Origin of the sequence: Streptomyces sp. NPDC058469 (assembly GCF_042721125.1) — a bacterium.
Lineage (GTDB): Bacteria > Actinomycetota > Actinomycetes > Streptomycetales > Streptomycetaceae > Streptomyces.
Map to the genome: position 1 here is coordinate 146,605 of NZ_JBHXME010000006.1, position 10,878 is coordinate 157,482.

Here is a 10,878-nt window from a genome sequence, read left to right on the forward strand (position 1 = left end):
TCACTTGTAGAGGAGGTATTCAGTTCGAACCCGCCGGAAGGCCCTCAACTCCTCCTGCCAGCCCGCCACCACCTCGTCGGCGCTCGCGCCCGCGTCGATCGCCGTACGCACCCGGGCGGACCCGGTGAGCTTGTCGATCCAGTTGTCGGAACGCCAACTGAAGCCGCTCCACACCTTCTTGGCGGTCACCAGCAGCGCGATCCCGGTGCGCACGGGGTCGTACGCGGCCCGGTCGTGCACATGGATCTGGACCCCGCCGACGGTCTTGCCCTGGAACTTGGAGAACGTCGGTGCGAAGTACGCCTCCCTGAAGTGCACACCGGGCAGCCCGAGTTGATTCACCTGGGCCGCCCAACGCCCGTCGATCCCCTCAGCGCCGAGCAGTTCGAAGGGTCGGGTGGTGCCGCGCCCCTCGGACAGGTTCGTCCCCTCGAAGAGACACGTCCCCGAATACACGAGCGCGGTGTCCGGCGTCGGCATGTTGGGGCTGGGCGGCACCCACGGAAGCGACCAGGCGTCGTAGAACTCCGACCGCTTCCAGCCCGTCATCAGTACGGTCTCCAGCGGTACGGGTGTCGTCAGGAACTCCCCGTTGAACAACCGGGCCAGCTCGGCGACCGTCATCCCATGCGCCTGTGCGATCGGCTGTCTGCCGACGAAGGTCGCGAACTCCCTGTGCAGGACCGGGCCTTGGGCGCTGCGGCCGGTCACCGGGTTGGGGCGGTCGAGCACGACGAAGCGTTTGCCGGCGAGCTGGGCCGCCTCCATGCAGTCGTACAGGGTCCAGATGTACGTGTAGAAACGGGCGCCGACGTCCTGGATGTCGAAGACGACGGTGTCCACGGCGGAGGTCCTGAAGATGTCGGCGAGCGGCTGGCCGCTCTTCAAGTACGTGTCGTAGACCGGGAGTTTGGTTGCCGGGTCGGTGTAGTAGCCCTCGGAGCCGCCTGCTTGGGCGGTGCCTCGGAAGCCGTGTTCGGGGCCGAAGACCCCCACTAGGTTCACGTGGGGGCTGGCGTGCATGACGTCGACGATGTGATGGGTGTCTCTGGTGATGCCGGTGGGGTTGGTGACGATGCCGATTCGTTGGTTGCTGAGCTGGGCGTAATCGTGTGCGGCCAGTTGGTCGAAGCCGGTGCGTAGGTTCTGGGGCTTGGTGGTTGCTTGGGTGAGGGTTGCCGCCGGGGTTGCTGCCAGGAGGGTTCGTCTGGTGAGGGGCATGTGGGCACGGTAGGCGCTGCCGCATGTCGTTCGTAGGGTGCGGGTCCGTTGTGGTTGCTCGCGCCGTTCCCCGCGCCCCTAAGGGCAAACTCCTCTTCCGGTGATACATACCGACCGGTTAGTCTGTCTGGGCAGTGGAGCCGCAGTCGAAGGAGACCGATGGTGGAAGCCGTTCAGGGTGCCGGGGTAGTCGTCACGGGGGCTGGGGGTGGCATCGGGGCTGCGCTCGCGCGGCGGTTCGCTGCCGAAGGGGCCCGGGTCGTTGTGAACGACCTTGATGCCGACCGTGCGAAAGCCGTCGCCGATGAGATCGGGGCGATCGCTGTACCCGGGGACGCCTCCGTCGTCGTCGGTGAGGCCCGGGACGCTCTCGGTGGGACCGTCGACATCTACTGCGCCAATGCCGGGGTCGGCTCCGGTGGGTCGGAAGCGGCCGGGGAGGACGTCTGGGCGCTGGCCTGGGACGTGAACGTCATGGCTCATGTGCGGGCCGCCGAGGCGTTGATTCCGGGGTGGCTGGAGCGGGGCGGCGGGCGGTTCGTGTCCACCGTGTCGGCGGCCGGGCTGCTCACCATGATCGGGGCCGCGCCCTACAGCGTCACCAAGCACGGTGCGTACGCCTTCGCCGAGTGGCTGTCCCTGACGTATCGGCACCGGGGGATCAAGGTCCACGCGATCTGTCCGCAAGGTGTGCGCACCGACATGCTGGCCGCCACCGGCAGCGCGGGTGACCTGGTGCTTCAGCCGACCGCCATTGAGCCCGACGCCGTTGCTGACGCTCTGATGAAGGGGATCGCGGAGGAGCGTTTTCTGATCCTGCCGCATCCTGAGGTCGCCGGGTACTACCAGGCCAGGGCCACCGAACCGGATCGCTGGCTGACCACCATGAACCACATCCAGCAGAAGTGGGAGGCCGGAGAGTGACCGACTCCCTGTATGCCGCCAAGCCCTGGCTGGGTCTGCTCAACGAGGCGCAGAAGGCCCCGATCAGCCCTCCTGACTCCCTGGTGCACGCCTTCCGCGCGGTCACCGCGGAGCACCCGGACCGCACCGCGCTCGCCTACTTCGACGGGCGGCTCAGCTATCGCGAGGTCGACGAGCTGAGCGACTCCGTCGCCGGGCATCTCGCCGCCCGGGGCCTGGAGCGCGGCGACCGGGTGGCGATCCTGCTGCAGAACTCGCCGCACTTCGTGCTCGCCCTGCTCGGCGCCTGGAAGGCCGGCGCGATCGTCGTCCCCGTCAACCCGATGTACAAGTCGGGGGAGGTCACCCACGTCCTGCGGGACGGTGAGGTGACCGCGCTGATCTGCTCCGACCGCGCCTGGGAGTCGTATCTGCGCGAGACGGTCGCCGCGGTCGCGGAGAGCGGCACGCCGGTGCCGATCGTGCTCACCGGCTGCGAGCTGGATTTCCAGACCCGCGACGACGCGCGCGTGCTCACCTTCGAGCGGCTCCCGCAGGCGGAGGACGCCGACGACCTGGTGGCCGTCGCCCGGCAGGGGAACCCGGCGCCCGGGGGCCGCGACCTCGGTCCGTCCGACATCGCGCTCATCAGCTACACCTCGGGTACCAGCGGCGCCCCCAAGGGGGCCACCAACACCCACGGCAACATCATGACCAACGCGGAACGGCAGCGGACGGGCCTGCGGCTGCCCGAGGCTCCCGTCTACTTCGCGATGGCTCCGCTGTTCCACATCACCGGGATGGTCTGCGAACTCGCCGCGTGCCTCAACAGCGCGGGCCTGCTCGTCCTCGCGTACCGCTTCGAGTCGGGTGTCGTCCTCGACGCGTTCGTCGAACACCGGCCCGCCTACACCGTCGGCCCCTCGACGGCCTTCATGGCGCTGGCCGCGCACCCGGCGGTCACACCCGACCACTTCTCGTCCTTCGTGAACATCTCCTCCGGCGGCGCGCCCCTGCCGCCCGCCCTGGTGGAGAAGTTCCGGGCCGGCTTCGGGCCCTACATCCGCAACGGCTACGGCCTCACCGAGTGCACCGCACCCTGCGCGTCCGTGCCGCAGGACCTGGAAGCGCCCGTCGACCCGGCCTCCGGGACGCTGGCCGTCGGCGCGCCGGGGCCGAACACGGTCGTACGGATCGTCGACGACCAGGGCGAGGAGGTGCCCTTCGGGGAGCAGGGCGAGATCGTCGTACGCGGGCCGCAGGTCGTGCCCGGATACTGGCGGCGCCCCGAGGCCACCGCCGAGACCTTCCCGGACGGCGAACTGCGCACCGGCGACATCGGGTTCATGGACCCGCAGGGCTGGCTGTACGTCGTCGACCGCAAGAAGGACATGATCAACGCGTCCGGCTTCAAGGTGTGGCCGCGCGAGGTCGAGGACGTGCTGTACACCCACCCGGCGGTGCGCGAGGCGGCCGTCGTCGGGGTGCCCGACGGGTACCGGGGCGAGACCGTGAAGGCGTACATCAGCCTCCGTCCGGGCGCCGAAACCGACCCCGATGAATTCGCCGTGTACTGCAAGGAGAGACTGGCCGCCTACAAATACCCGCGCCAGGTGGAGATCCTGCCCGACCTGCCCAAGACGGCAAGTGGGAAGATCCTCCGGCGGGAACTGCGTTCCCGGTCGCACGACAGCGAGTAAACAGCCAGAAAAGGCAGGTGGCGGCAGTGCCCAGGACGACCGACGGAGACGGGGCTCCCGTCCCGCAGCGGCTCCTCGCCGCCGCCACCAGGCTTTTCGCCGAGCAGGGCTACGACCGCACCTCGGTGCAGGAGATCGTCGAGGCCGCGGGCGTCACCAAGGGGGCGCTCTACCACTACTTCGGCTCCAAGGACGATCTCCTGCACGAGGTGTACGCGCGCGTGCTGCGCGTCCAGCAGGAGCGCCTGGAGGTGTTCGCGACCGCCGACGAGCCGATCGAGAAGCGGCTGCGCGCCGCCGCGGCGGACGTCGTCGTGACGACGATCGACAACCTCGACGACGCGTCGATCTTCTTCCGGTCCATGCACCACCTCAGTCCGGAGAAGAACAAGCAGGTGCGCGCCGAGCGCCGGCGCTACCACGAACGCTTCCGCGGGCTCGTCGAGGAGGGCCAGCGCGAGGGCGTCTTCTCGACGGCGACCCCGGCGGACCTCGTCGTCGACTACCACTTCGGCTCGGTCCACCACCTGTCGACCTGGTACCGCCCGGGCGGCCCGCTCACCCCCCAGGAGGTCGCCGACCACCTCGCGGACCTGCTGATGCGGGCGCTGCGCCCCTGATCCGCGCTCACGCGTCCGGCGGGCGGGCGAGCCCCGCCTCCCGGGCCCAGGTCACCGCCTCCGCGCGGTCCGCGACGCCCAGCTTGGCCAGGACCGCGGACAGGTGGTTGCTGACCGTCTTCGGGGACAGGCCCAGGCGGGTGGCCACCGTCGAGTTGGGCCGGCCGTCGGCGATCAGGGCGAGGACGTCCCGTTCGCGCGGGGTGAGTGCCGGGCACGGGTCGGGTCGGTCGGGGGGTCTGCTGAGGTGTCCGAGCACGCGCCTCGCGACACCGGGGCCGAAGATGGCCTCACCGGCGGCCACCGCCCGGATCGCCCGGACGATCTCGTCCTGGCCCGCACCCTTGAGGACATAGCCCAGGGCGCCCGCCCGCATCGCGGCGAACACCGAGTCGTCCTCCTCGACCATGGTGAGCATCAGCACGGCCACCCGGGGGGCCACCCGCCCGATCTCCCGGGTCGCCTCGATGCCGTTGAGGTCGGGCATCCGGATGTCCATCACCACCACGTGCGGACGCAGGGTCACCGCCGCCCGTACCGCCTCCCGCCCGCTCGCGGCGACCCCGACGACCCGCACCCGCGGGGTCCCGTCCCGCACGGACTCCAGGAGTGCGGCAAGTCCCGTACGGACCACGGGGTGATCGTCGGCGAGCACGACCCGCAGCGCGTCGGCATCGTCCACTTCGACCACAGGGTCTCGCCCCATCACATCGCCTCTCCCAACGGCAGCGTCGCCACCACCCGCCCCTGCCCCGCCACGCAACGGCCGCCCAACTCCGCCGCGCGCTCCTGCATCGACGTGATGCCCACGCCCGGCGTCCACGCGGTCTCCTCGTCCACCGGCGAACCGTCGTCGCACACCTCCAGGCGCAGTCCGTCGCCGATCTCGATACGCAGGTCCACGTGGGAGGCCCGGGCGTGCCGGGCCGCGTTGGTCAGCGCCTCGATCGCGATGCGGTACGCGGCCACCTCGACGGCGGCGGGCAGCGCGGGCAGCCGCTCCGGTGCCCGGACCCGGACCTGGATCGGGGTGCCGTCCGCCCGCCAGGACAGCCGCACCGCACGTTCCCGCAACGCGCCCAGCAGCCCCAACTGGTCCAGATCCGGCGGCCGTAGACCATCCACCAGCCGGCGTACCTCCGCGACCGCGCCCCCGACCTCGGAGCGCAACTCGACGAGCAGCGCCGCCGCCCGTTCCGGATCGAACGTGAGCAGATTGCGTACGGCGTCGGCCTGGAAGGCGGCTCCGGCGAGGGTGGGCCCGAGCCCGTCGTGCAGATCGCGGCGGATCCGGCGCCGCTCCTCCTCGCGCGCGGCCACGATCCGCTCGCGGGAGTGCTGCAACTGCCGGGTGAGGTCGGTGGCGTGCAGTGCGGCGGCCAGCGGTACGGCGAGCAGCTCCAGGACGGCCAGGTCGGCGGTGTCGGGCTGCTGTTCGCCGGGGCGCAGCCCGATCACCAGCGCGCCGACGGTCCGGCCGTCGTAGTCCAGCGGTATGGCGTGGATGCGCTCTCCCGGTTCTCCCCAACTCCCGTCCGTCACCCCGGACTTCGACTCCACGCACACGTACGGCAGCCGCAGTGCCTCGCCCACCGCCTCCGGGACCGCGCCGACGCCGGTGCCGGCCAGCCGTTCGCCGATGCGGGAGACCGCGCGCACCGGGTCGTGCCGGTCGCCGTACAGGGCGCGGTCGACCATGCGCTGGAGGAGGCGGCGGGCGGGTTCGAAACCGAGGGCGAGGGTGACGGCGATCAGTGCTGGGCCGAGCAGCGCGGGGTCGGGGTTGAGGAGGGCCTGGACGGAGGTGACGAGACCGACGTAGGTGATGGCCACGCCGACCGTGAGCGCGCCGTAGAGCAGGCTGCGGGAGACGACGAGGCGGATGTCGAGCAACTCCTCGCGGACCACGGCGATCATGATGGCGGTCGGCAGGAACAGGGTGCAGCACGACGTGTAGACCGCCGGGAAGCCCAGGATCTGCAGGGCCACGCTCAACGCCAGCGGCAGCATCCCCGCGATCAGCCACAGCAGGCGGCGGCGGTCCTGCTCCCCGCCGCGCCGGTAGCGGACGAACATGACCGCGAACACGGCGGCCAGCACCAGGCAGGCCTTGGCGGTCTCGATGTCGCGCAGGGCGGGCATCCAGCCGTCCGGCACCGGGAGGTACGACGGCTGGGCCGGTGTGCCGCGGAACAGCCCCCAGTCGTCCCGCGCCCAGATGGCGAAGTCGAGCGGGGAGGACAGGAGTTGGGCGACCAGGGCCCAGCGCCAGCGGCGGTCGGGCAGCCGGCCGTCGGGGAACAGGAAGAACACGAGCACGAACGCCGTGGAGCTGCCGAGGATCCAGGTGTGGCGGCCGACGGTCGTGAGCGCGTGCAGCAACTCGGGGGACCAGCCCAGCCGTAGCCCCTGCACGGCCAGCCCGATCGACATCCCTGTGAACGCGTGACCCACCCCGTACGCGATCAGCAGCCAGCCGATGGGATTGCGCGGCCGGTGCAGCGCGATCACCGTGCCGCAGACCGGGTAGGCGAGACCGACCGCCAGGTCGACGACCATGTCGTAGCGGATCACGTCCGCGGCGGAGACCCCGGCCGCCGCCAACGCGACCGCCCCGACCGCCACTTGGAGTGCCGCCAGCCCCAGGAGCACGTACGCCGTCGTCGTGCGTAGCGGTGTGCGCCCGTCGCGGTCGTCCATGCGTCCCATCGTGGAGGCCCGTCGCCCGGGTGTCCCGGGAACGCTTCCCGGTCCACCCGGGAGAAGTCCCCGGCGCCGCCCGAGGGCTTCCCCTCAACTCCCGGCCGTCGGCACCGTGATGCTCGTAGCAGCGGAACGGCGGACGCATCGCCGGACCGACCGACAGGAACCAACGGGGGAAACACCATGCTGTCAACGAAGCGGCGCCTGACCGGCGTTGTCCTGGGCTCCCTGCTCGCACTCGGCGGCACGGCGGCCGTACCGGCCGCGGCGCAGACACCCGCCCGGGCCGCGTGCGGTACCGCGGTGAACGAGCCCCACATCTACCAGCGCTGGAGCGCGCTCGGCGGAGCCGGCGGCTGGCTGGGCTGCCCGACCAGCGGCACCAGGGACGTCTACCTGAACAACGTGTACGCCGGAAAGCGCCAGTACTTCACCTACGGCACCGCCACCTGGTCGCCGCGCCAGGGCTCCAACATGGTCGTCGCCGCGTGGGAAGACAGCGGCTACGCCTACTTCAACTGGGGTACGACGGCCCCGGAGCACCGCTACGACTCGTTCCTGGTCCGCTGGACGAGCGCCTCCGACCCCGGGGGCACCCAGCGCGAGTTCGGCGGCGGGACGTCCGGCCGGATCCGGGTGCTGGAGCGGAACACCGGCGCCTACGTCTTCACCGTCGAGGGCTGCGACATCGGCACCTTCGGCCACACCTGCCGCCAGGGCTGGACGCTGAAGGCGAGCACGCCCAACTGACCACTCACCTCGGGGGAACGGAGCTGGAGGGGTGCGCACACCGGATACGTATACCGGGTGCACACCCCTCCAACTCCTCGCGCACTACAGGTACGTCTTCAACTCCCGGCGCGCCAGCGAGCGTTGGTGCACCTCGTCCGGGCCGTCGGCCAGCATCAGGGTGCGGGCGCTCGCGTACAGCTCGGCCAGCGGGAAGTCCTGGCTCACACCGCCCGCGCCGTGCAGCTGGATCGCCCGGTCGAGGATGCCGACGACCGTGCGGGGCGTGGCGATCTTGATGGCCTGGATCTCCGCGTGGGCACCCTTGTTGCCGACGGTGTCCATCATCCACGCCGTCTTCAGGACCAGCAGCCGCAGCTGCTCGACGGCGACCCGGGCGTCCGCGATCCAGTTGTGGACGACGCCCTGTTGGGCCAGCGCCTTGCCGAACGCGACGCGGGAGACGGCCCGTTGACACATCAGCTCGATCGCCCGCTCGGCCATGCCGATCAGCCGCATGCAGTGGTGGATACGGCCAGGACCGAGCCGCGCCTGGGCGATGGCGAAGCCGCCGCCCTCCTCGCCGATCAGGTTCGTCACCGGCACGCGCGCGTGGTCGAAGACGACCTCGGCGTGGCCGCCGTGGGAGTGGTCCTCGTAGCCGAAGACCTGCATCGCCCGCTTGACCGTGACGCCCGGGGTGTCGCGCGGGACCAGGATCATGGACTGCTGGCGGCGGATGTCGGCGCCGTCCGGGTCCGTCTTGCCCATCACGATGAAGATCTTGCAGTCGGGGTTCATCGCCCCGGAGATGTACCACTTGCGGCCCGTGATGACGTAGTCGTCGCCGTCGCGCTCGATGAGCGTGGTGATGTTCGTGGCGTCCGAGGAGGCCACCTCCGGCTCGGTCATCGCGAACGCCGAGCGGATCTCACCGGCGAGCAGCGGCTCCAGCCACTGCTTCTTTTGCTGCTCGTCCGCGAACTGGTAGAGCACCTCCATGTTGCCGGTGTCCGGCGCCGCGCAGTTCAGCGCGGTGGGCGCCAAGTGCGGGGAGCGGCCGGTGATTTCGGCGAGGGGGGCGTACTGAAGGTTGGTCAGGCCGCCGCCGTACTCGGCGTCGGGCAGGAAGAGGTTCCACAGGCCCTGCCTGCGCGCCTCCGCCTTCAACTCCCCGACCACGGCAGGGGTGTCCCAGGGCGAGGCGAGCTGCGCGCGCTGCTCCTCGGCGACGGGCTCGGCCGGATAGACGTACTCGTCCATGAAGGCCAGGAGCTTGGCGCGCAGTTCCTCGGTGTGTGCGTCGAACGCGAAGTCCATGGTGGATCAGCCCTCCTGAAGGGTGGTCAGGCCGTGCTCGATGAAGACGGGAACCAGCTCGCCGATGCGGTCGAAGCCGCGCCCGACGGTCTGGCCCAGGGTGTAGCGGTAGTGGATGCCCTCCAGGATCACGGCGAGCTTGAACCACGCGAACGCCGTGTACCAGGCGACCGCCGACACGTCGCGCCCCGAGCGCGCGGCGTACCGCTCGATCAGCTCGGCCGGTGCCGGGTGCCCCGGGGCCGAAGCGGTCGTGGAAATGGGGGAGTTGGGCAGGTCCAGCGGGATGCTGTACATCACCAGCAGGCCCAGGTCGGTGAGCGGGTCGCCGAGCGTGGACATCTCCCAGTCGAGGATGGCCTTGATCTTGTCGTCTTCGCCGATCAGCACGTTGTCGAGGCGGTAGTCGCCGTGCACGACCGCCGGTGCGGGGGAGTCGGGCAGGCGGCGGCCGAGGGCCGCGTGCAACTCCTCGACCCCGGCCAGCTCGCGGTTGCGGGAGGCGGCCAACTGTTTGCCCCAGCGCCGCAGTTGGCGGTCCAGGAAACCCTCGGGCCGGCCGAAGTCCGCGAGGCCCACCTCGGCGGGGTCCACCGCGTGCAACTCGACCAGCGTGTCGACCAGTTCGAGCACCGCGCCCCGGGTGCGCTCCGGGCCGATCGGGACGAGTTCGTCGGCGGTGCGGTACGGCGTGCCCTCGACGAACTCCATGACGTAGAACGGCGCTCCGAGCACCTTGTCGTCCTCGCACAGGAGGATGGGTTTCGGTACCGGCACGTTCGTCGGGTGCAGGGCGCTGATCACGCGGTGCTCGCGCTTCATGTCGTGCGCGGTGGCCAGTACATGGCCGAGCGGGGGGCGCCGTACGACCCACTTCTCGGTGCCGTCGGTGACCGCGTACGTGAGGTTCGACCGTCCGCCCTCGATCAGCCGGCCGGACAGGGCGCCGGTCGCCAGCCCCGGCCGCTCGCGGTCGAGCAGACCGCGCAGCCGGTCGAGATCGAGTCCGGGCGGGTGGTCGGGGCTCATACATCACTCCTACGAACGGATGAACACGTCTCGACCCATCATGCCGACCGGTCGGTATGTCGTCCAGTAGGGGAACGAAACGTGACCGGGGCCACCATAGGCCGACAGCTCCCCGCGCCGGGCGACGGGGAGCTGTGCGTCAGTGGTTCCAGGCCGCTTCGGGCCATGGGCGTCGGCTCAGTGGTCGTCCCAGTGACCGTCGTGCAGGGCGTGCCGGTGACCGTCGTGCACATAGTCGACGTGGTCACCGTGCAGCACGCTCTCGTGCCCGCAGTCCTGGCCGTGCCGGTGCGTGTGCTCCTGGTGGGCGACGTGGCCGCCCGGCTCGCACTCGTCCCAGTGGCCGCCGTGCTCGCGGTGCAGATGACCGTCGTGCGCGTAGTCGACATGGTCACCGTGCGGCACCGCGGCGTGCCCGCAGTCCGGGCCGTGCGCGTGGGTGTGGGAGGAGTGCTCCAGGTGAAGGACGGTCATGGTGCTCACCTTCGGAAGTGCGGGCGATGACGACGGACAGGGTGCCATGGGAATCGCCCATATCGGGTGATCCGGGGCGCGTGGCGCGGGGGTTGGGGTCTCGGTGCGCGGGCGTTGTCAGGGGCGAAGTGCGGGGTGCCTGCGGCGCCCGCAGGTGGGTTGGTGGGTCGGGGTCGTGG

The 10,878-nt window shown here is 70.7% G+C and carries 10 protein-coding genes; 4 read left to right on the forward strand and 6 right to left on the reverse strand.

From position 1 onward, the window contains the following. On the reverse strand, positions 1–1,221 hold the full coding sequence (locus ACFWP5_RS06080) for an exo-beta-N-acetylmuramidase NamZ domain-containing protein (RefSeq protein WP_384150912.1): 1,221 nt from the start codon (positions 1,219–1,221) through the stop codon (positions 1–3). 159 nt (positions 1,222–1,380) lie between these two features. On the opposite strand from ACFWP5_RS06080, the gene ACFWP5_RS06085 reads away from it, so the two are divergent. From ACFWP5_RS06085 to ACFWP5_RS06095, 3 genes are read left to right on the forward strand one after another with little or no spacing between them, the layout of a single operon-like run. Then, positions 1,381–2,145 carry an SDR family oxidoreductase gene (locus ACFWP5_RS06085; protein WP_384150915.1) on the forward strand — a complete coding sequence of 255 codons (765 nt, stop codon included), beginning with the start codon at positions 1,381–1,383 and terminating at the stop codon, positions 2,143–2,145. Then, on the forward strand, positions 2,142–3,824 hold the full coding sequence (locus tag ACFWP5_RS06090) for a class I adenylate-forming enzyme family protein (RefSeq protein WP_384150918.1): 1,683 nt from the start codon (positions 2,142–2,144) through the stop codon (positions 3,822–3,824). Before ACFWP5_RS06085 ends, ACFWP5_RS06090 begins: the two co-directional genes overlap by 4 nt. A 26-nt stretch (positions 3,825–3,850) precedes the next feature. Further along, the gene (locus ACFWP5_RS06095) at positions 3,851–4,444 is read left to right on the forward strand and encodes a TetR/AcrR family transcriptional regulator (RefSeq protein WP_384150921.1); all 594 of its coding nucleotides are present in this window, start codon (positions 3,851–3,853) and stop codon (positions 4,442–4,444) included. Positions 4,445–4,451: 7 nt separating this feature from the next. Here the strand turns inward: ACFWP5_RS06095 and ACFWP5_RS06100 are convergent, their stop codons facing one another. Both ACFWP5_RS06100 and ACFWP5_RS06105 read right to left on the reverse strand, forming a co-directional pair. Then, positions 4,452–5,150, reverse strand: coding sequence for a response regulator (locus ACFWP5_RS06100; RefSeq protein ID WP_384150924.1), 699 nt, complete (start codon positions 5,148–5,150; stop codon positions 4,452–4,454). Continuing rightward, positions 5,150–7,144, reverse strand: a complete 1,995-nt coding sequence (locus ACFWP5_RS06105) for a sensor histidine kinase (RefSeq protein WP_384150927.1) — start codon at positions 7,142–7,144, stop codon at positions 5,150–5,152. The genes ACFWP5_RS06100 and ACFWP5_RS06105 overlap by 1 nt, the downstream gene beginning before the upstream one ends. A gap of 186 nt (positions 7,145–7,330) precedes the next feature. Here ACFWP5_RS06105 and ACFWP5_RS06110 point away from each other — a divergent pair, with 186 nt between their 5' ends. Next, positions 7,331–7,897 carry a hypothetical protein gene (locus ACFWP5_RS06110; protein WP_384150930.1) on the forward strand — a complete coding sequence of 189 codons (567 nt, stop codon included), beginning with the start codon at positions 7,331–7,333 and terminating at the stop codon, positions 7,895–7,897. An 84-nt stretch (positions 7,898–7,981) separates the two neighbouring features. On the opposite strand, the gene ACFWP5_RS06115 is transcribed toward ACFWP5_RS06110, so the two are convergent. From ACFWP5_RS06115 to ACFWP5_RS06125, 3 genes are all read right to left on the reverse strand, one after another. After that, positions 7,982–9,196: an acyl-CoA dehydrogenase family protein gene (locus ACFWP5_RS06115; protein WP_384150933.1), complete on the reverse strand. Its 1,215-nt coding sequence runs from the start codon at positions 9,194–9,196 to the stop codon at positions 7,982–7,984. Between the two features lie 6 nt (positions 9,197–9,202). Further along, entirely contained in the window at positions 9,203–10,225 is a 1,023-nt protein-coding gene (locus ACFWP5_RS06120) for a phosphotransferase family protein (protein ID WP_384150936.1), read from the reverse strand. A 177-nt stretch (positions 10,226–10,402) separates the two neighbouring features. Next, positions 10,403–10,699 (reverse strand): hypothetical protein, encoded by a 297-nt coding sequence (locus ACFWP5_RS06125; RefSeq protein ID WP_384150938.1) that lies wholly within the window; start codon positions 10,697–10,699, stop codon positions 10,403–10,405. Positions 10,700–10,878: the final 179 nt, after the last annotated feature.